General features: G+C 72.2%; 11 protein-coding genes and 1 pseudogene. 10 read left to right on the forward strand and 2 right to left on the reverse strand.

Annotated features, from left to right (window positions below; genetic code table 11):
* The 4 genes and pseudogenes from D7V77_RS20945 to D7V77_RS20960 form a co-directional block, all read left to right on the forward strand.
* Positions 1-846 (forward strand): annotated as a pseudogene (locus D7V77_RS20945) (hypothetical protein); the annotation flags it as partial.
* Positions 847-933: 87 nt separating this feature from the next.
* The gene (locus D7V77_RS20950; protein ID WP_120578064.1) at positions 934-1356 is read left to right on the forward strand and encodes a cupredoxin domain-containing protein; all 423 of its coding nucleotides are present in this window, start codon (positions 934-936) and stop codon (positions 1354-1356) included.
* Between the two features lie 16 nt (positions 1357-1372).
* Positions 1373-1810, forward strand: a complete 438-nt coding sequence (locus D7V77_RS20955; protein ID WP_120578065.1) for a copper transporter — start codon at positions 1373-1375, stop codon at positions 1808-1810.
* Positions 1811-1866: 56 nt separating this feature from the next.
* Positions 1867-4797, forward strand: coding sequence for a helicase C-terminal domain-containing protein (locus D7V77_RS20960; RefSeq protein WP_120578066.1), 2931 nt, complete (start codon positions 1867-1869; stop codon positions 4795-4797).
* Between the two features lie 33 nt (positions 4798-4830).
* Here the strand turns inward: D7V77_RS20960 and D7V77_RS20965 are convergent, their stop codons facing one another.
* Positions 4831-5568, reverse strand: a complete 738-nt coding sequence (locus D7V77_RS20965) for a HAMP domain-containing protein (protein ID WP_120578067.1) — start codon at positions 5566-5568, stop codon at positions 4831-4833.
* Positions 5565-6317 (reverse strand): HEAT repeat domain-containing protein, encoded by a 753-nt coding sequence (locus tag D7V77_RS20970; RefSeq protein WP_120578068.1) that lies wholly within the window; start codon positions 6315-6317, stop codon positions 5565-5567. The genes D7V77_RS20965 and D7V77_RS20970 overlap by 4 nt, the downstream gene beginning before the upstream one ends.
* 170 nt (positions 6318-6487) lie before the next feature.
* On the opposite strand from D7V77_RS20970, the gene D7V77_RS20975 reads away from it, so the two are divergent.
* From D7V77_RS20975 to D7V77_RS21000, 6 genes are all read left to right on the forward strand, one after another.
* Positions 6488-8254: a protease pro-enzyme activation domain-containing protein gene (locus D7V77_RS20975; protein ID WP_120578069.1), complete on the forward strand. Its 1767-nt coding sequence runs from the start codon at positions 6488-6490 to the stop codon at positions 8252-8254.
* Positions 8255-8362: 108 nt separating this feature from the next.
* Positions 8363-9631 (forward strand): hypothetical protein, encoded by a 1269-nt coding sequence (locus D7V77_RS20980; RefSeq protein ID WP_120578070.1) that lies wholly within the window; start codon positions 8363-8365, stop codon positions 9629-9631.
* 220 nt (positions 9632-9851) lie between these two features.
* On the forward strand, positions 9852-13040 hold the full coding sequence (locus tag D7V77_RS20985; protein WP_120578071.1) for a poly-gamma-glutamate biosynthesis protein PgsC/CapC: 3189 nt from the start codon (positions 9852-9854) through the stop codon (positions 13038-13040).
* Positions 13037-15673 carry a hypothetical protein gene (locus D7V77_RS20990; protein WP_120578072.1) on the forward strand — a complete coding sequence of 879 codons (2637 nt, stop codon included), beginning with the start codon at positions 13037-13039 and terminating at the stop codon, positions 15671-15673. Before D7V77_RS20985 ends, D7V77_RS20990 begins: the two co-directional genes overlap by 4 nt.
* Before the next feature lie 35 nt (positions 15674-15708).
* Positions 15709-16725 carry a hypothetical protein gene (locus D7V77_RS20995; protein ID WP_120578073.1) on the forward strand — a complete coding sequence of 339 codons (1017 nt, stop codon included), beginning with the start codon at positions 15709-15711 and terminating at the stop codon, positions 16723-16725.
* 6 nt (positions 16726-16731) lie between these two features.
* Complete coding sequence (locus D7V77_RS21000) at positions 16732-21726, forward strand: hypothetical protein (RefSeq protein ID WP_120578074.1); 4995 nt, start codon at positions 16732-16734, stop codon at positions 21724-21726.
* Positions 21727-21744: the final 18 nt, after the last annotated feature.

Genomic DNA, 21744 nt, shown 5'->3' on the forward strand with positions numbered 1-21744 from the left:
GGTGGGCCTCCGGGCCGCTTCGCGCCGCGCCCCGGCCCCCCGCGCCCGCCGCCCACGCCGGAGCAGATCCTGGCGCTGGCCACGCGCGAGCACGTGCCGGCGCGCATCGCCAAGGGTGAGCTGGAAGGGAAGATGAAGGCGCGCATCTGGCGCAAGCTGCACGCCGAGGAGGCGAAGCGCTTCGACCAGGTCTACGAGCTGATGGGCCAGACGCCGGGCCTGTCGCTGGGCGACGCGTTCGGCATCCTCCAGAGCGGCCTCACCGTGCAGGAGTTCATGGCACGCAAGGAGCGCAGCCAGCGCAAGGCGGCCATCAAGCAGGCGCGCGGCCAGGTGGACAACGCGCTCGTCGCGGACTTCCTGGGCGCCTTCATCGAGCAGAAGACCGAGCTGTCCGTGGTGCTGGCGGAGCGGTCGCTGTTGGACACGCTGCTGGCGGAGGAGGCCATCGCCTTCACCTTCGAGCGCACGGGCCGTCTGGAGAAGCTCCAGGTGGTGCTCATCGCGCGCAGGGGTGACTGGGAGCGGCTGATGCCGACCCTGGAGCGCGACGCGAAGCTCACGCAGAAGCCGGCGCAGGTGGCGCGGCAGCCGGACAAGCGCCCCTATTCGGACCCCCGGCCGTTCCTGCCGCACATCGGGCAGACGGTGAAGCTGGTGCTGCGCAACGGCATCACGGTGGAGGCGCCGCTGTTGCGCGTGGGCCGCTTCGACGTGCTGCTGGGCGAGCCCGGGCACGAGCTGTTCGTCCCGCTGCACGCGCTCCTGCGCTTCGAAGCGCCCCCGGCCCCCCCCGAGGATGCTTCCGACGACGAGGCCGGTTCAGAGCCCGACGCCGAGGGCTGAAAGCGGCTCGCGGTGTCGTTACTTCCGGGCGGCCCTGCCTTCAGTGGCGGGCCGCCCGTGTCCTTCCTCCCCCTGGAGACTCCATCCATGCGCCCCTTCTTCTCCCGCATCATCAAGCCCTGGCTCGCGCTCACCGCGGCGGCGGTCCTCGCGGGAGCGTCACAGCAGGCGTGCACGAAGGAGTCCTCCGCGAAGGAGCCGGGCACGCCCGCCGCGCAGGAGGTGGGACGGCGGGAGAACGGCGTGCACGTGGTGGAGCTGGCCGTCACGGAGAAGGGCTATGAGCCCTCGCCGGTGCAGCTCAAGAAGGGCGAGCCGGTGAAGCTGGTGGTGACGCGCAAGACGGACCTGACGTGCGCCACCGAGCTCGTGATGGACGAGTACAAGATCGACACGAAGCTGCCCCTGAACACGCCGGTGGACATCACCTTCACGCCCAACCAGTCCGGGACGCTGAGGTACGGCTGCGCGATGGGGAAGATGATCGCCGGTACGTTCGTGGTGGACTGAAGTCCTCGGACTCCTTATGCCCCCCTCCTCCCGTCGCATCGTCGTGCTCACCGTGGCCGCGGTCCTCGTGGGGGTGACGCAGCTGGCGTGCTCGAAGGAGCCCACCGCCGCGAAGGCGCCGGAAGCGGATGAGCACCGGGGCCACGGCTACACGGCCCTCGTGGACGACGGCCACGTGGTGAACGGGAAGCTGATGCTGGAGATGTCCGTCACGGAGAAGGGCTTCGAGCCCTCCTCGGGGGTCCTGCTCCAGAAGAACCAGCCGGTGACGCTGCTGGTGACGCGCAGGACGGAAGCGACGTGCGCCACGTCGCTGGTGCTGGCCGATTACGGCATCGACGCGAAGCTGCCGCTGAACACGCTGGTGGAGATTGCCTTCACGCCCCGTCAGTCCGGGACGCTCCATTACGGGTGCCCGACGGGAGAGACCACTGGCCGCTTCTTCGTGCAGTAGCGCCCCGCTCCGTTAACTGGCGATGTCCGCCCGGGCGGGTAGTCTCGCGGGCCTGCATGGGCAGCTCGGAGCTCTTCACCCGGCACGTCTTCCTGGACCTCGAAACGACGGGGCTCGACCCCCGCGTGGATGAGGTCATCGAAGTCGGGTGCCTCTTCTTCGAGCACGGCCGGGAGGTGGACCGCTTCTCCCAGCTGTATTCGGCCTCGCGCCCGCTGAACCTCACCATCCGCCGGCTCACCGGCCTCTCCGACGCACAGCTCGCCGGACAGCCCCGCTTCGACGCGGAGCGCGCCCAGCTGCGGGAGCGGCTCAAGGGCTGGACGGTGGTGGCGCACAACGCCCCGTTCGAGAAGGGCTTCCTGCCGGACGTGCTCGGCGGCGTGCCGGTACTCGACTCGTGCGAGCTCATGCACTACCTGCACCCGGAGCTGCCCAGCCACTCGCTGGAGTCGCTGATGCGGTGGGCGAAGCTGGGCTCACAGCAGCCGCACCGGGCGCTGCATGACTGCGTGGCGGTGCACGCGGTGCTGGTGCACGCGCTGGATGGCTGCGTGCGGGACGGGCGCGCGGAGGACGTGGCGGACCTGCTGTCCACGATGGACCCCAGGGCCCGCGCGTCGCTGGGGCCCACGCCGCTGCTGGATACCCTGTCGGATGAGGACGCTCGCGACCTGGCGATGGACGCGGAGTCGCGCCCGCTGCTGGAGCTGCTCTCGCGGCTGTGGGACGCGTGCCGGGCCACGCCGGTGCCGCTGAACCTGGAGACGACGGGCGGCTTCCTGCGCGCGCGGCCGGAGCGCAAGCGCGTGAATGGTGGCAGGCCTCCCCCGGAGCCCGAGCTGGACGCGACGCCGCTGCCGGTGCGGCCGGAGGAAGTGGCCCAGGTGCTGGGGCCCGGCGGCGCGCTGGAGCGGGGCGGAGGGTTCCTGTCCCGGCCCGCGCAGCTGGAGATGGCGCAGGCGGTGGCGCGCACGCTGTCGGACGGCGGGCAGGTGGCGGTGGAGGCCGGCACGGGCACGGGCAAGTCGCTGGCGTACCTCACGCCCGCGGCGCTGTTCGCCTCGCGCAACGGGCTGAAGGTGGGCGTGGCGCCGCACACGAAGACGCTCCAGGACCAGCTCCTGGAGAAGGACCTGCCCCGGCTGCACCAGGCCACCGGCGGCGCGTTCGGCTACGCGCTGCTCAAGGGCCAGACGAACTACCTGTGCCGCCGCCGCGCGCTGGAGGCCACGCGCGTGGAGCCGGGGATGAACCACTCCGCGCGGGCGCCCCGGGCCTACGTGCGCGCGTACATGCGCCGCAGCGTGGACGGGGACCTGGACCGGCTGAGCCACTGGTTCCGCGAGCGCTTCCCCGGCATGCACGGGCTGGTGCCGGCGGTGCGCTCCGAGGCGGCGACGACGCTGGGCGAGCGGTGCCCGCATCACCACAAGTGTTTCTACCACTCGGCGGTGGCGCAGGCGCGCGAGGCGGACGTGCTGGTCATCAACCAGTCGCTCGCGTTCGCGTGGCCCGCGCGCTACGGGCGCCTGGACCACCTGGTGCTGGACGAGGCGCACGAGCTGGAGGACGTGGCCACCACCGCGCTCACGGTGGAGCTGTCCGACCTGGCCTTCCTGCGCCTCACGGAGCGGCTGCACGGACGCGACGGGCGCCGGGGCCTCTTCGCGGAGTTGCGCCGCGCGCTCGCGGCCACGCGCCGGGACGAGTCCCGCGTGCTGATGTCCGAGGTGGACGACGCCCTGCGCACGCTGCTCCAGGAGGCACGCCTGCTGGGCGAACAAGTGACGACCCTGTGCGAGCCCGCGGCGGCGATGCCCGGCGAGGACGCGGACGACGCGGCCTACGCGCCGGAGCTGCGGGTGACGGACGCGGTGCGCGCCCTGCCCGCCTGGGAGCCCGTGCGAGAGGGCCTGGTGGCGGTGCGCACGGCGCTGCAACGGGTACACACGCTGCTGTCGGTGCGGGTGCTGGCGGCGCTGCCGGAGCTGGCGGTGAAGCAGCCTTCGCTGGAGCGGGAGCTGGCCGGCGCCACCACAGAGCTGGGCGAGCTGTCGGTGCTCGCGGGCGAGCTGGCTGGAGAGCCGGATGCGAAGCGCTGCTACGCGGCGCGGGCGGAGCCTCGCAAGGCGCGTTGGAGCGTGGGCGCGCAGCCGGTGGACGTGTCCGAGTCCGTGGCGAAGGACTTCGCCGCGAACAAGCGCGCGCTGGTGATGGCGTCCGCCACGCTGGGCACGGGTGACCCTGTTCCCTTCGTGTTGAAGCGGCTGGGACTGAGGCCGCCCATCCTGCGCGCACCGTCGCCGTTCCATCTGGGACAGCAGGCGCTGGTGGTGCTGGTGACGGACGCGCCGCGCGCGCACGAGGAGCCGTTCATCGACTGGGCCTCGGGGCGCATCTCCGGCCTGGCGCAGGTGATGGGCGGCCGGGTGCTGGGCCTGTTCGCCTCCACGCGGCGGCTGGAGCGCGTCGCGCGCGAGGTGCAGGCGCGGCTGGAGCCGCACGGCATCGAGGTGCTGCGCCAGTCGCGCGGGCACGGCCGTTCGCTGGCGGCGCGGCAGGAGCGCGACACGGGCACGGTGCTGCTGGGCACCAAGAGCTTCTGGCAGGGCGTGGACATCCCCGGGCGCGGCGTGGGGTGTGTCTTCATCGACAAGCTGCCCCTGGAGCCAGCGTCACGGCCGCTGGTGGCCGCGCGCGAGGAGCCGCTGGCGAAGGCGGGCAACGAGTACCTGGGCTTCCTCCAGTACCGGCTGCCGCGCGCGCTGCTGCTCCTGCGCCAGGGCGTCGGGCGGCTCATCCGCTCCACCACGGACCGGGGCATCGTCGTGGTGGCGGACCCAGGACACGCGAGCTACCGGCCGCTGCTGCTCCAGGCGCTCGCGGGCTACCGGGTCGTCGCGCTGCCGTGGGCGCAGGCGCGGCTGCTGCTGCACTCGGAGCTCTTGCAGATGGGGCTCACCGCGGACACCGCGCGGGTGTGAGCCCCCGGCGCGGTGTCGCCAAGCCGCCCTGCCCTACCGCGCCAGCCGCTCGCGGTAGCGCGTCTCCAGGGCGGTCAGCTCGTCCACCCAGGGGCCCGTGGCGCCGCTCGTCTTCGCCTGCGCCAGGGCCTCCGACAGCGCGCGCGCGTCCTCGGTCTGCTGCGCGCGCAGCCGCTGGGTCATGTCCCGCGCGACCTCGAAGACATCCTGCAGCTCGTCGCCTTCGCGCAGGCCGTGCTGCGGCGGGTTCAGGTGGCCTTCCGCCACTTCGCGCATCATGCGCTTGATGCGGAAGAGCGGGCCCACCATCCGGTGCGTCACCACGATGGTCGCCAGCGCCACCACCGCGATGAACGACACCAGGCAGCCGCCCAGCACCCACCACGTCAGCTGCTGATGGCGCTCCAGCTCCGCGCGCTGCGTGACGATGGCCGCGCGCTCCGCATCGTACTTGGCGTCGATGGCCTGCGCCTGCTCGCGGAACTGCTTCTCGAACGCCGGGTCGTTCATGTGGACCATCAGCTCGTTGGAGAGCGTGGCTCCGGACAACTCGCGGCTCACCTCCGCCGCCGCCGAGCGGGCGTCCACCGCCTTCGCCGTCTCTTGCAACAGCGAATTCGCCGCGCGCACCAGGAAGATGCCCAAGAGCGCCGCCATCACCAACGACACACCGACGATGTACGCGGTGAGCCTCAGCTGGAAGGGCGCGTCGAGCAGGAAGTTGCGCCAGCGGCGCTTCGTCGTCGGGGCCTGGGCCGTGGTCGTCGTCATGTCTCGCTGCTCCACTCGAAGGTCGCGGCGGCTTCCTCGATGGCTCGGGGGATCAGGGCCTTCAACAGGTCCGCGGGCGGAGCCCCCGCGGCGTTCACTTCCACCTGTCCCATCAGGGACTGCTCCGGGTACGTCATGCACAGAAGCTGCAGGCGCAGGCCTCCACTGTCCGTCGCCTGGATCTCCGCCGTGATGCGGTAGCCGTGCACGCCCAGCTTCTTGAGCGCGCCCTTCGCCGCGGCCTTCGACTCCTTCTCCGGCGCCATCTGCGCGCCCCGGCGCACCAGCTTGGAACGAAGCCGCTCCTGCGTCACCTTCACGAGCTCCGCGGGCACCCTGCCCGTCTTGTCCTTCAGCGCGTCCAGCGACAGGTAGAAGCGCGGCCGGCGCGACTGGAACGCCTTGATGACCTTGATGGACTCCGCCACCGCCGCCTGCACCGTGGCGTCCGCCTCCCCCTGCACCGCCTGAAGGCAGTCGAGCCCCTTCGGCTCCAGGAGCGCGCCCAATCCCTTGGCCACCGCCGCGCGCACCAGCTCGCTCGGGTCCTTGAGGCCGCCGCACAGCGGTGTCACCGCTTCGGGATCCTCGGTGGCGCCCAACACCAGCGCGGCCTGTGAGCGCGCACGCGGATCCCTTCCCTTCTCCAACTGACGGCCCAGGAAGGTGATGCGCGTGTCTCCCTGCGCCAGCGCAGCGCACGGCAGCAGGAAGAGGATGAAGAGCAGGAGTGCTGTCGGCAGCCGCATGGGATGGGCAAAGAAGTACCAACAGTGTAGCCGCGATTTACCTGTCCACGACAGTTGCCTCGCAGGGCAATCGCTCCCACCTTCGATGCGCACAAGGGCCGACGTCTTCCAGGGGGAGGACGGCTGGGGTGCCGGGGACCCGAGGCGGGTCACTCCGGGCTGGGGGCGCAATGAAGCGCGGATACATCCTGACGGGTGTTCTTCTGCTGGCGGGGTGGATGGGTGGCTGCCGTGACTCGGACCGCCTGACGTCCGTGGGCAAGCCGCGGCCTCCCGGGCCGACGCCGGCGGAATCCACGCCCACCCTTCCCGACTCCGAAAACTCACAGCCCCCGCCCGGCAAGCCACCGCCGGAGCCAGAGGTGGTGGACCCGCCGCCGCCCGACCCGGAGGCGGAGGTGTTGGACCCCACGCCCATCCCGACGACGGACGGCGTCCCGGGCCCCCTGCCGGGCGTCTACACGGACCAGGGCGAGGCGCCGGTGACGGACCTCATCCGCGGGCTCGTGTCCTTCCCCATCCGCGACGCGTCCGCGCTCGAGGAGCGCATCGCGGACATCTACAAGCCAGGCGGATCCCGCTTCCGTCAGTACATGACGCCCGCCGAGTGGATGGCGAAGCACGCTCCGTTGGAGAAGGACGTCACCGTCGTCACGGACTGGCTGAAGTCCGAGGGCATGCAGGTGCCCTACGTCGCCACCAACCGGCTGCTGGTGCAGTTCGTGGGCACGGTGGGCCAGTTCAACAAGGCGTTCGGCGTGACGCTGCGAGTGCTGGAGCGCAAGTCGCCGCAGGGCGGAAATGATCCGCACGACGTCTACGGCCTCGTGGAGACCATCAAGGCCCCCACGTTCGTGCAGCAGCGCATCCACGCCGTCGTGGCGCTGGACCTGCCGGCGGAGACGGGCACGCTGCCCGGCGAGTTCGGACAGCCGTCCACGGAGCCGCCGAACCCCGTCAGCCGCGGCCTCACGCCGCAGCAGGTGGCGCGCGCGTACAACGTGGACTCGATCTATCAGCAGGGCCACCAGGGCCAGGGCATGAAGCTGGGCGTGGTGATTGGCGCCAGCTTCCGGTGGAAGGACGTGCGCGCCTTCTGGAAGATGTGGGGCATCGAGCGCGAGGACCCCAAGGTCATCCAGACCATGGAGCCGCCCGTCACGCGCTACCGCGAAGGCACGCTGGACGTGGAGTGGGCCGCGGCGATGGCACCCAAGGCGGAGGTGCTCGTCTACATGGGCCCGGACGCGCGCAACACGTCCATGCTCTACACCTACAACGAGGCCATTGGCCGCGGCGAGGTGAGCGTCATCACCACGTCCTTTGCCCACCGCGAGGACTCCGAACCCAAAGCGGTGCATGAGGCCTACAGCCACGCCAGCACCATGGCCGCCGCGCTGGGCATCACCGTCGCGGCGGCGAGCGGCGACTCCGCGGGCGTGGACGTCCCGGGCAACAGCCCCTACGTCACCGCCGTGGGCGGCACGCAGTTGAAGATGAACGGCATGACGGTGACGGGCGAGACGGCCTGGTACTACTCCGGCTCCGGCATCACCCGCACCTTCGCCACGCCGGAATGGCAGAAGGGCCTGGTCCCGATGCCCGCCAAGCGCGCGGTGGTGGACGTCGCGCTGAACGCGGACACCGGCTACTGGTACACGTGGCTGGGCGTCACCACGCCCAACACCGGCACGTCGTTCTCCTCGCCCATCTTCGCGGGGATCATGACGGTGGTGAACGGCGCGCGCGCGGACGCGGCGAAGCCGAGGGTGGGCTGGCTCAACTCGCAGCTCTACACGCTGCCCGCGGTGCAGCAGACGTTCCGCGACATCACCGTGGGCGTCACCGACCGTCAGTACGAAGCCGGGCCGGGCTGGGACATCCCCACCGGCTGGGGCGCACCCGACGCGGAGGGACTGCTGCGGACCCTGCCCTGAGCGGGCGGGGGACATAGGGCGGACGGGCAACCGAGCCCCGCCCCGGCTGTCATCCCGGATTGACGGGGTGTGAATGCATGCGCAGGGCGTGCTGTTCGGGACAGGACCATGTCCTTGCCCCCCCTGCGCGCATCCCTGTCCTGCCTCCTGCTCCTCGCAGCCGCTTGCAGCAATGCCGTCGCGGGACCGAGCGATGCCGTGGCGGAGAGCCCCTCCACGTCCGCTCCGGGGACCGTCGTCGGGACGCCCACTTCGCCCACCGCGCCCGTGGAGGACGTGGGCCAGGTGCCCACCACGCCGACGCCCACCGACACGGTGACGCCCGTGGAGACGCCCGCGCCCGAGACGCCGGTCGTCAGCACGCCTGCTCCCACGACGGGCGTGTGTTCGCCGCTCGGCTCACTGTCCAGCCTGACGGGCAACCTGACGACGTGGCTCCAGACGGCGCCCATCGCCACGGCCAACAGCGGCGGCTTCAAGGAGCCGGGCGGCACGGAGCTCGCCGCGTTCGAGGGCGCGTTCCGCACGCTGCTCACCGAAGGTCCCACGCCGCGGGTGGTGCAGGACCTGGCGGGGATGGGCTACGGCGTGTCCACCTTCCGCAATGACACGGGCGGCGGGTGGCTGGTGGTGCGCGAGCAGGGCCTGCTGTCGCGCGGCGGCGGCACCTTCATCATCAACCTGTTCCCCGCGCGCGACCTGTGGCTGGAGGCGCCGCACGCGGACTCTGATGAGGGGACGCTGCGTCAGACGGCCACGCAGCTGGTGACGCTGGGCGCTCGCGCGCTTCTCATCACCGGCAGCAACCGCTGCGCCGTCACCACCGCCAGCCCGTGCAGCGGCACCACCAGCGTGTGCGGCACGAAGGGCCTGCGCATCTCCGACGCCGCGCACTACGGCAACAACTTCTTCACCGCCGCGCACCGCGCGCTGCGCGACACGTACCCGGACGCCATCGCCGCCAGCATCCACGGCATGGACGCGGGCGACGGTCCCGAGGCCGCCGTGGTGAGCGACGGAACCAGCGCGCCGCGGCCGGATGCGCTCTCCAACCGCCTGCGCGACTCGCTCAACACCCACCTGACGGGCACCAAGAAGGCCTTCTCCTGCAACGCGGCGGATGACTCGGGCAAGCACCGCACGCTGTGCGGCACCAGCAACGTGCAGGGCCGCATCGACAACGGGGCCTCCGACGCTTGCTTCGCGGAGGCCGCCGCCGCCACGGACCGCTTCGTCCACCTGGAGCAGTCCGCCACGCTGCGCGGCACCGGCGCGTCGTCCAAGGCCGTCATGCAGGCGCTCGCGGACACCGTGCCCTGCACGCTCGGCGGTTCCGGCCTGGGCTGCCCTGCCGTGGTCGCGCAGGACTGCCCGTGAAGTGTCTCGCGAGAGACGTCCGCACGTGCCGTGCCAAGCGGCTGCTCGCCACGTGAAGCAGGAGGGCTGATCCGTCCGCGGATCCGATACCAGTGTCCGGGGCTGGGCATTCAGCGACACTGGAGGCCCGAAGTTTCGGTTGGACAGCGGACGCTTCTCAGCAGCCGAGAGGGGCAACCCTGGTCGGGTCCGGCGCCCTCCCTAGATTCGAGCGGCCACCATGGCGCTCCTTTCGACCCTGACACTCTTCCCGGCCTACTCCCTCGATACCTCCATCCTGGTGGCGGTGCTCGTGGGCGTGCTCATCCTGGCGCTCCTCACGGAGACGCTCGGGTGGGTGTTCGTGGGCCTCGTGGTTCCCGGCTATCTGGCCTCGGTGTTCGTCATCCACCCGGAGGCGGGCTGCACCGTCGTCGCCGAGTCGCTGCTCACGTACGGCCTGGCGCTGGCGTTCTCCAGCGGACTGTCCCGCACGGGGGCCTGGAGCGAGTTCTTCGGCCGAGACCGCTTCTTCGCCGTGGTGCTCGCCAGCGTGGTGGTGCGCGCGGTCAGCGAGACGTGGCTGCTCCCCGTACTGGGGCACTGGATGGACGAGCGGTGGGGCACGTCCTTCATCGTCGACCGCAGCCTGCACAGCATCGGCCTGGTGCTGGTGCCGCTCACCGCGAACGCCTTCTGGAAGCTGAAGCTGCGCCGGGGGCTGTGGCAGGTGGCGGTGCCGGTGGCGCTCACGTACGTCATCCTCCGCTTCGTGCTGCTGCCCGGCACCAACCTGTCCTTCTCCAGCCTGGAGCTGATGTACGAGGACGTGGCGCAGGACTTCCTGTCCAGCCCCAAGGCCTACATCATCCTGCTGACGACGGCGTTCCTCGCCGCGCGCTTCAACCTCAAGTACGGCTGGGACTTCAACGGCATCCTCGTGCCCGCGCTCCTGGCGCTCACGTGGCTGGAGCCGTTGAAGCTCGTGGCCACCCTGGCGGAGGTGCTGCTCCTGGTCGTGGCCGCGAAGGCGGTGCTGTCCGTGCCGGGGCTGCGCACGCTCAACCTGGAGGGACCGCGCAAGACGGTGCTCGTCTTCTGCCTGGGCTTCCTCGTGAAGTGGGGCATCGGCTGGGCCATGGGTGGCCGGATTCCAGGCCTCAAGGTCACCGACCTGTTCGGCTTCGGCTACCTGGTGCCCACGCTGCTGGCGGTGAAGATGCTGCAGAAGCAGGTGATTGCCCGCGTGCTGCTGCCCACGCTGCACACGTCGCTGGCGGGTTTCCTCATCGGCAGCCTCGCGGGCTTCGGGCTGTCGCTCATCGAACCGCGTCCGGCCACCGCGCTCACCGCGGAGGCGCCGCGCGACCACGTGCCCGGGCTGGGTCTGGACCAGTCTCCGCTGGGCCTGATGGTGCTGGGCCGCGCCACCGCGCGCGAAAGCGACGTGGGCGGGCAGTCGCTGCGGCTGAAGCACGGCGACCTGCGCGAATACAGCGGGCTGTGGAACGGACTGGACGCGTGGCTGGAGTCGGGCCGCGCGGAGAACATGAGCGCGCTGCGCACGAAGGCGGTGGCGCTGGGGCTGGAGCTTCGCGAGTTGCCCAAGCAGGACGGCGTGCCCGCGCGCTTCGCGCTGGTGGAGCGAGTGGAGGGCGCCGGCAAGGCGGGCTGGGACACGTCACTGCTCGTCCCCGGTGCGCAGGGGCCGGTGCTGGAGGTGCCGCGTCCCCTGACGGAGGCGCCGAGCGCCGAGGCCGCCGCGCTCCTGTGCGAGCGGGTGAACTGCCGCGCCATCATCGTGAGCGGCGTGGATTCCCGCCGCGCGGGCCTGGTGCTGGGTGACGCGCTGGCGCAGTCGGAGACGCCGCTGCGCCACGCGCACGACGCCCTGTCCTCACGGGAGCGGGTGCAGCTGCGCGTGGATCCGTCACTGAAGCCGGGCCAGGTGGTGCTGCACACGCCGGACGGCAAGGCGCCGCAGGGCCTGGACATGCTGTGGCCGGGCGCGACGGTGACCGCGACTCCGCCGCCGGAGCCTGGCGGCAACTGGGGTGAGTCGCGGGTGAGCGTGCTGCGCGCGGGCGCCGCGGACCTGGCCTCGCTGGTGATTGCGCACGCGCAGGCGCTGGCCGCGCCGATGACGGAGCGCGACGCGCTGGGCACGCTGATGGTGACGCCGGAAGTGGCGCGCGTGCCGGCGGTGCGGCCCTCGGACGCGGAGCTGCTGGTGCTGGAGCAGCAGGTGGCCTCGCCGCTGCTGGGCGGTGGGACGGCTGACGTGCCGCGGGAGCTGCGCTCGCGCTGGGCCGGTGCCATGGCGGCGCTGATGGGCCTGCGGGTGCATCCGGTGACGGAGTGCGCGGGTGCGGCCACCGGATGCTGGTGGGTGACGGACGCGGAAGACACGCCGGGCCGACTGGGCGCGGGGCTGATGGTGCGTCCGGGCGGTGCTCCGCTCGCGCTGGAGGTGCCGTCGCCGGCCCGCGAGGCGGGCACGCTGCCGGTGGCCGCGGAGCTGTGGCACGAGTCGCGCTCCACCGCGCTGGTGTTCGCCACCGCTTCCGGCGACATGCCCCACCCCGCCACCTTCGGTGAGCTGCGCACGAGCTTCCAGGCGTTCCATCAGGCGGTGCACCGCGCGCTGCCGAAGGAACAGGGCTGGGTGCTGCACCTGCGCGGCTTCTCCGGCCGGCCGGCCGTGGAAGCGGACGTGCTGGTGGACGTGGGCAGCCCGGTGCTCACTGAAGCGCAGCGGCCCGCGGACCTGGAGCGGCTGTTGTCGCAAGAGGGCCCGCTGGGCTGGCTGGGGCAGCGCGTGCGCTACCACGACGGCTCTCCGGAGCTGACGGGCCTCAACGACGCGAGCCCGCAGCAGGTCTTCTCCCGCACCTTCGGCGGGGCGCGGCTGGCCACGCTGTGGCTGTCCGAGCCGCTGCGCGGTGCCTTCGTGGGCCCCCGGCTCGTGGCGGAGGAGCTGGCCATCACGGGCCTGTTGCCCGAGGAGCCGCGCGAGTCTCCCGAGCGCGCGCTGCTGGCGGACCGGCTGGTGGCGCCGACGCAGCCGGTGTCCGCGGCGCTGAAGCAGCACTTCGCGGAGCTGACCGCCAGCGCGGAGCGCTACGTCTCACAGCAGAACGTGCATGACCTCCGCGCGCTGGCGGAGACGAAGCGCGTGGGCAATGTGACGCGTCAGGTGAAGTCCGGCTTCAGCGCCGAATACGGCCTGCCCTTCCTCCTGGTGGAAGCGCGGCAGGGCAAGCAGGTGCTGCGTGCCGTCTATTTCCTTCAGCAGCACCCGTCGCCGGCGAAGCGCGCGGAGCTGACCGCGGGTGACGCGGAGCTCGCGAGCACGGTGGACCTGGCGCTGCGGCACCGCCGTCCGGTGGTGCTGACCGGGGAAGTCTCCCGCGAAGAGGCCCGTCGATGAAGACCCGCAGCCGCGCCCTCGTGGCGCTCCTTGGACTGATGGTGGGCCTGGCCCTCATCTGGGGCGCGAGCCTCGCCGTGCTTGGCAACACCGACACGCCCACCGCGCGGCGCGACGCGAAGTTCGTCAACGCCGAGCGCCTCATCTTCTATCGCCTGGAGCCGGGCCGGGAGATGCGCGTGCGCGTCCCCGCGGAGGCCGAGGAGCTGCTCATCGTCACGCACGAGCTGCTTCCGGACGGCTCGCCCTACGCGCCGGAGAAGCAGTACCAGTACGGCCTCAAGGCCATCCTGCGCGGGCCGGACGGCGTCCTGCTGGAGCGCTCCATCTTCACGCGCACGCGCCAGAGCAAGGGCCAGCCGCAGGAGGACGGCACGTTCCTGGCGGAGAGCGCCTTCACCACGCACGCGGATCAACAGGTGACGGACGAGCGCGAGTTCGTGCTTCGCCTGCCCAAGGAGCGGCCGGACTACTCCGTGCTGTACCTGCGGGCCGCGGGCGCGAACGACACGCTCCTGGCGCGCGTCTACGTGCGCGCGCACCGCACGCTGCCGCTGCTCGCGTCGCAGAAGCTGGCCCAGGCCCGCGCGGAGGTGCGCGCCGGGCGTGCCACCTTCGAGCCCTTCGAGAAGCTCTCCGCCGACACGCGCCGCTGGCTCGCGGAGGAGCACTGGGAGCGCCTCAACGCGGAGGGCGAGGCGGGCACCGACTACCAGATTGAACCCGTCTACCGCACCCCGTACCGGCTGCCGCTGGTGGAGGCCACCGAGTCCGTGCAGGAGCGCCTGGGCGCGGGCCGCGCCGTGGCCCTCAACGTCACCGGGCCCGCGAAGCCGGTGCTGTGGCTGTGGAGCGACGCGACGGACACGAAGGCGCAGCCGCACGGCCCCGTGACGGTGCAGACGCTCTCCGCGGACGGCACGGCCCACACGATGGAGCTGCCGGGCCCCGTGGCGGGTTCGCCCATGTCGCATCCGCTGGAGCTGCCGGAGGGCGTGCACACGGTGATGGTGCGCAACGACGGCCAGGAGGACCTGCGCTACACGGTGGAGGGCCCGTTCGAGTCATGGCTGCTGCCCGCCGAGTCGCGTCCCCAGCCGGGCGTCGCGTCGGAGGGCCGAGTCGCCTTCCTGCCGGACACGCGCCGCACGGAGGCGTTCGCCACCGGCCCGGCGTGCCCGGTGCTGGAGCTGGACATCGATCCGCGCATGGACGCGGTGGGGCGGCTGGTGCGCATCGATGCGCGCTCGCTGGACCGCGTGCCCTCGCGCGAGCCGCTGCACCTGAGCCTCACGGTGCTGGATGCGCAGGGCCAGTCCCTGGGACAGGCCTCGCTGGACGCGACGCCGGAGCCCGCGCCGTTCGAGAGCGCGGCCCTGGTGCCGCTGCCGGGCGGCGCGCTGCCCTGCACGCCCGTGGCGACGGTGGCCCAGGACGCGGGCTCCGCGGGCTCTGGAGAAGTGACGGACCTGCCGGCGTGGGTGTCGGGCGCGACGAGCGCTCGGGTGTTCCTGCCGATGGGGGCGCGCAAGCTGCGCGTGGAGGCGCCGCGCACGACCATCGTGCAGCTCTACAGCTTCCTGTCCAGCGGTCAGCCCATCGCGGTGTCCACGCCGTACACGAACGACGCGCTCACCGGCGTGCGCTGGCGCAACGCGCCCGTGGATCAGCGCGCGTGGCACCCGATGCGTCCGGCGAACATGAACGCGCTGATGCAGGGCGGCGCGCGCATGGAGCTGCTGAGCCAGGTGCGCCTGGAGCCCGTGGGTCCCGAGGAGGAGAGGTCTCCGCCGACGGGCGACGCGGTGGTGGTGCGCCCGTATGGCTCGCCCTCGGTGGTGGAGGTGCTGGAGTCCGGACCGGCGGACACGGTGGACATGGTGAGGGCGCTGTCCACGGTGCTGGAGCCGGGCCGCGCGGTGCGGGCGCGCTTCGATGCGCGCACGCCCACCCGTCCGGAGGTGCGCCTGTCGCTGAAGGACGCGGCGGCGCTGGGCAACGAGGTGGAGGTGCTGCTCGACGGCGAGCCGCTGCACCGCTTCACCGTGCGCTCCACGCGGGCGAGGGAGCTGCTGCCGCCGCTGCCGCCGGGTGAGCATGAGGTGCTGCTGCGTTCCACGGCGCCGGGGCTGACGGCGCTGCTCAACCGGCCTCCGGCGGCGGGCAGCGGTCTGCGCTCGCGCACGGTGTATCCGGTGAGCCAGGGAGGGCTGCGTGTGCCGGTGCGCAAGACGGGGCCCGGCGCGGTCACGCTCAACGTGGTCGTCTACACGCCGGTGGCGGAGGGCGCGACCGAGCCCCAGCTATCCGTGACGGTGGATGGCGGCAATCCCGTGCGCCGCGCAAGTGTGTTGGTGCCGCACGTCACGCGCGCCGAGCGCACGGTGGTGCTGCCTGCCTCCGAGCGCGAGCCCGCCATGCCGGTGGGCCGCCCGGGCGTGAAGTGGTACGCGCGCACCGTGCCGGTGACGCTGGGCGAGGACATCGCGCCGGGCGTGCACACCGTGCGCATCCAGTCGCTGGGCACGGGGCCCATGTGGGCGCGGTTCTTCATGTTCGGCCAGGCGGTGGACAACGCCGCGCCGCGCATGTGGAACCGGGGCGGCTGGCAGCCCGACGAGGACATGTTGTGAGGTTCCTCGGGAGGACCGGGTCGTGGCGCCCGCTCGTGGCCGCGGGAGTCGTGTCGGTGCTGGGCGCTGGTGCGAGCGCCAACGCACAGCCGGCCATGCGCGCGAAGGCGGCCCCACGGGCTGCTCCGGAGCGCGTGCCCCAGGAGGATCCCACCGTGAACGTGCCCGAGCAGTCGGGGTGCCGCGTGGACGCGCGCTTCTCCGGGCTGTGGCCCCGAGCGGACGCCGTGACGTTCCACCCCACCACGCTGGAGGAGCGGACCGCGTTCGCGAAGCTCATCCCCGCGTTGCTGGCCGCCGCGCCGAAGCAGAAGGACGTGCCCCCGGAGCTGACGAACGTGGCCGCGGCCGTGGGCTTCTTCCTGGAGACGTGGACCACGCCGCGCGACACCTTCTGGGTGCTGCGGGAGCGGCCGGACCGCTACCACGGCGCGGGCGCGTATGTGATCCGCACGGGCGAAGCCACGAACGACGTGGTGCAGGTGCCGCACCCCTACTTCGACATCGGCACGGAGGACATCGGCTCCGCCCTCTTCGTCTGCCCTCCCGAGGGCCGCGCGCCACGGCTGTTCATGACCGCCACCGCGCACCGCTACAAGGGCACGCCCGGTGAGACACCCGAGGATCCTGAGCACCCCGCGGACGTCGCGCACAACCCGGAGCACCTCTTCCAGACCGTGACGGACCTGGCCGCGCGCAACCTCTCCGCTCCGCGCGTGGTGCAGCTGCACGGCTTCGGCGAGTCCAAGGTCCAGAAGGGCCGCACGGAGAAGCTGGCGGCGGTGCTCAGCGACGGGACGCGCAAGCCCGGGAGGTGGGCCCGGCAGGTGACCGCACCGTTGGAGGAGGCACTTGGCCCTGGAGTGAAGCTGTTCCCGGACGGAGTGCAAGTGCTCGGAGGGACACAGAACGCGCAGGCCCGTCTGCTCCAGTCCTATCCGCAAGCCCGCTTCCTGCACCTGGAAATGTCATCCCGTACGCGCAAAGCGCTGGCGAACCCGGCGCGTCTGGACCGGCTGGCCCAGATTCTGTTCGCACCCTTGGAGGACTGAGCGCCGATGTTTCCTGTTCGACGCCGCGCCCGTTACACCCTGCTCGTGGGAGCGCTCGCGGCGCTGCCCGCCATCGCGCAGCCCACCGTCTCCCAGCCGTCCGTCATCGCCCGCTGCGAGGAGGGCATGACCTGGCAGCCGCGCGCCATCCGGGGGCCGGTGGCACTGGAGGACCTCCGGGGCCAGGCGCCCTACGTACCGGGCGGCGTGCCGCAGGTGACGGGCGCGATGGAAGTGACTTCCAAGAAGGGCGCGGCAGTGTGGCTGGGCCCGTTGGACGTGGTGCGCGTCACCGGCCCCGCCGGGGCGCTGCGCTTCACCCGCGTGCCGCTGTCGGAGGTCGGAGAAGCGCCCGAGCTGCGCGTGGAGGAAGAGGGCGTGTCGGAGCGTCCGGGCCGCTGGTACCTGGCGGAGCCCATGGGCGCTGGCAGCATCTGGTGGGTCACGGCGACGAAGAACGCCCGCATCGTGGTGGAGCGGCCCACGCACACGTCCACGGCGCGCACCGAGGAGCGGATGCGTGACGCGCTCCTCAAGTGGGTGGACGGCAAGGGGCCGCGCCCGGCGCTGGCCTTCGACGCGGCCACGCGAGCGCGGCTGGACGTGGACGCGGCGTTGGAAGCGGAGCTCGTGAAGGACCAGCCCGAGTCCTCGCCCTTCCGGACCGCGGTGCGCGATTGGCGCAAGGCGTCCGCACTGCGCGAGTGGGCGCTGGTGTCACCGCTCTACGGACAAGCGGTGCGCGTGGAGCGCCCGCGTCCCACCGGCACGGAGGTGGTGCTGGAGGGAATGGACGCGCCCTGGGTCCGCCCGGAGGGGAAGGGCTCGGTCTGGGCGTTGGAGATGGAAGGCCCGGGCGTGCTGTCACTGGAGGCGCGCGCCGTGCTGGGCAATGGCTCGCCCGCCGAGGCACCGACGGTGGAGGTGTACGGCGTGGGCGGGGTGCTCGCGCAGGCGCAGCTCACGCCGCAGCCCGCGTGGGCGGAGGCGTCCGAAGGTGCGGCGCTGCCGGACGGGCGCACCGCGCGGGTGCTCGCGTCGGGTGAGCGCGTGGGCATCGCGGAGGAGCTGCGCGTGGCGCTGCCTCCGGGTAAACACAACTACCGCGTGAGCTGGAAGGGCCCCGCGCCGCTGATGCGTGCACGCGTCGCCACGCGCCGGCCCACGCTGTCCGAGGCGCTGTCGCACCAGACGCACTGGACTGAGCTGGCGGAGAAGGCATGGGAGGTGGTGAAGCAGGACCCCGCCGCCCGCCCATCGCTGCTGCGTCAGCGGTTGGTGGCGCTGATGCCGGACCTGGCGCGCGGCACATACGGACGCATCAAGACCGAGGGCCTGTCGCCGCTGCTGACCGTGATGGCTGCCCTGGGTGACGGCGACACGGACGTGGCGGTGGAGACGCTGAAGGCCGCGGATGCGTCGCCGCTCGCGTGGCACCTGCGGCTGCTCACCGCGAAGAAGCTCCTGGACGCGAACAAGCCGGACGTGGCGCACGCGCTCCTGGGCACCGCGCCCGCGCTGCCGGACGCGGGCTTCCTCACCGCCGAGGCATCGGAGCTGGTGGCCCGTCTGCCGCTGGGGGATCCGCTGCGCAGCCGCGAGCTGGCCGCGCTGGAGCTGGCGTGGCGCGCGGATCCGCTGTCGGAGGACATCCGCCGGAGCTACCGCGCCGCGTGGTGGCGCGCGAGCCGCTGGTCGCAGGTGACGCCCGCGCCCCGCGACGATGGGACCGAGGTGAAGGCCTCGCACTGGCTGGACCTCCAGGGCATGGAGGCCGACGCGTCGATGACGGGCAGCGCGCTGTGGCCGCTCGCCGCGGGTGGCACCACGCACGTGCAGGCCACGGGGCTCGCGGAGGCCCCCACCCTGCTGCGCGCCTACGTGATGACGCCGCCGGGTGCGAAGGCGAATCCGGTGCTGCGCGTGGGGAGCAACGCCTTCCCGCTGCTGCCGCTGTCGGCGGTGGAACCGGTGGAGATTGCCCTGCCGCCGGGCGAACACGCGCTGAAGTTGGAGGGCGTGGAGGGAACGCGTGCGTTCCTGTCGCTCGCGCCCGCGAAGGCGGAGGGGACGCCGGGCGAAGTGGGCTACGTGCGCTCGCAGTGGCCGGTGAAGGTGGAGAAGAAGGCAGTGCGCTTCCGGGTGCCGGACGCGAAGCTGCCCTCGCCGGTGCGCGTGCAGCTGCGTCCGTTGAATGCCACCGCGGGCAAGCCGCTCGTGGTGCGCATGAACACGGATGTGGGCCATCCGCGCCGGCTGGTGCTGATGCCCACCGCCGCCAGCCCGCGCCACGTGGCGCTGGAAGGCGCGAAGGGCACGTCGTCCGCACCGGTGTCCGCGGTGGTGACACTGCCCGCGCAAGCGCGCGAGGTGTGGTTCGAGCCCGAGGATCCGAAGGCACAGCTCGCCGTCTCGCTGTCGGTGCGCCGCGCGGAAGTGGCCACGTCCGAGGAGTCCCCTGCCCTGCCGCAGCAACCGCAGGCAGGCACGGCGTACGAGACGCTCCAGGCGCTCTCCCGCGCGCTGCGCACGGGGCCCGATGACGTGGAGCCGCGCCTCGCGCGCGCCGAGCTGCTTTCATCGCTGCAGGAGGACGGCTTCGCCCGCGCGGACGTGGGCCGGCTGCTGGACGCGCAGGCGAAGCTGACGCCGGAGCAGCAGCGGCGACTGCTCGCGCTGATGGACCGCCTGTCGCAGACGGCCCCGCGCACGGTGCGCTTCACGCAGGCCATCACCCAGCCCACGCTGGTTTCCCCTGCGTTCCCGGCGCTGGACACGGAAGGTGCGAAGCTCACCACGCTCAGCGCCCAGGCTCGCGAAGGCCACACGGACGCGGCGCTCACGGCGGTGTCGGGAGACAAGAGCCTCGCGGGCCGCTACCTCCGTGCTCGACTGCTGTCGGCCTCGGGTGAGGACGCCGCGGGCGCGCTGGCCATGGCGGCGCTGTACCGGGAGACGGGCCTGCCGCAGGTGGGCCTGGAAGCGCTCGGAATGCTGGAGCGTCTGCAGGACTCGCCGCAGGCGTGGAAGGACGGCGGTGCGCCCCTGGGCGCGGCGCTCGCGAGCCAGCTCCAGGCATGGGCGGATCATCCGGATGTCCGCCGCATGCGCTTCACCGCGGGCCGCTGGACGCGCTGGGAAGGCCTGCGCGACGCGGAGGAGACCGCGGGCTCGCTCGTCGCCACGTCGGAGGCCGGCACGGACGACGAGGACGTCGCCATGTCCGTGCGCAAGGCGTTGCTCGCGCCCCCGTGGAAGCTGTCGGAGGCGAAGCTGCTGCCCGCCGGGACCTCGCGCGTGATGAGCCTGGTGGTGAAGCAGCCCCGGCCCCTGGGCGCGGAGGTCCTCTGCGGCACCACCCCGCGTCCGGGCGTGGACGCCACCGGAACCTGCGCCTTCGCGCTCCGCGTGGACGGCCGCGTGGTGCGCGAGCTCCAGGTCGCCGAAGGAGAGACCGCCATCCTGGGCACGCGCCTGGACGTCCCCGGCCGTCACCAGGTGGAAGTGGTGATGGCGCGCGCCGACACGCAGCAGACCGGCCTCGTGCGCTTCGTGGAGTCCGAAGAAGCCAGCACCCACGCCCGCGTCGTGGCCGCCCCGCAGCCCCTCTCCCTCCTGCGCAGCCGTCCGGGCGCGCCGGTGGTGATGACCGTGCTGGGGCCCACCGCCCTGCGCGTGCGCGCCACCGCCCTGGCCCCCACCGCGGGTCGCGAATTGCTCCTGCGCAGCACGCCGCTGCCCTCGGGTGACGGCACTGGCGGCTCCAGCGCGGAGGAAGGCCCGCTCATGCACCTGGGCCTGCCCGAGGACGCCGACCCCGGCCTCCAGGGCGCGTCCCAACCGCTGGGCCGCATGGGCGAGACGTGGCTGCTGCTGCCCTCACGCGGTCCGCACCGCGTGAGCCTGGAGTCGCCCACCGGTGAAGCCCTGGTGCAGGTGCAACTGGGTGTCGCCTCGGATCCGAGCGCGCTCGCGGCCCCGTCGTGGGCCCAGGGCACCACGGGCCTGGAGCCGCTGCCCTGGCCCGCGCTGCCGCCCAGCCTGTCGCTGCTGCCGGAAGGCATGCCTCCGGAAGCGCGCACCGACGGCCTGGGCATGGTGTCCGCGGAGATGGGCTATCGCAGCGAGGACGTGCAGGAAGGCGAGCTGCTCAACCGCCCGCTCCAGACAGGCCTGGAGGTCCGCCTGTCCCTGCGCCGTGAGCTGTCCCCGGGCCGCGCGTGGCTGCGCTTCACACCCGAAGCGCGCTACCCGCTGAACCGGGCCGCCGTGTTCGGCGGCACCGTGGCCGGCTATGTGAATCAGCTGCCCGGCGACCTGCGTCTGTCCATGCAGGGCTCCGTGTTCTCGCAGTCCATCGACGGTGCGATGCGCTGGAGCGCGCGAGGCCGCGTGGCGGCGGACCGCTACGTGCGCCTGTCCCCGGACGTAGGCCTCATCCCCGGCCTGGGCCTGACGCTGGAGTCCATGCAGGGCGGCAGCGCAGTGGACGCCACGCGCTACGACCAGAACGTCTACTGGCTCTACGGCAAGGACCACCCGAGGCGCCTGTCGCCCCGGCTGTCATTGCGCTGGCAGCCCTTCCAGGACCACGTGGCCACGCTGGGCATGTCCGCCGTGACCAACGCGAACTTCTACACCATGGACAACGCGGGCGCCTACGCGAGCTGGGCGGCGCTCCTGGGCGGCAAGCTCCAGGGCACGCGCGTGGAGCTGGGCTACGGCGCGTCACAGCGCTTCCAGGATGATCACCGCGCCACGGCGTACCTGCGCCACCGCGTGTCGGGCCGCCTGGACTGGAACGTGTGGATGGGCAAGGGCGGCAACCGGCTGATGCTCTTCGCGGAGGACCGCGCCTTCCTCTCCGGCCCGTACGGAATGCAGAACATGTTTTCACTCGGAGCGCGGTGGGATTGGACAGGTGGACGTGGGCTGCAGGACGTCACCCCCACCGATGAGGAGTTCGAGGAGCTGCTCGATGAACGACGTTTGCAGCCTTGAGGGTGCCTGAGCTGTCTT

This window comes from Corallococcus sp. CA041A (assembly GCF_003612075.1).
Classification (GTDB): Bacteria; Myxococcota; Myxococcia; order Myxococcales; family Myxococcaceae; genus Corallococcus; species Corallococcus exiguus.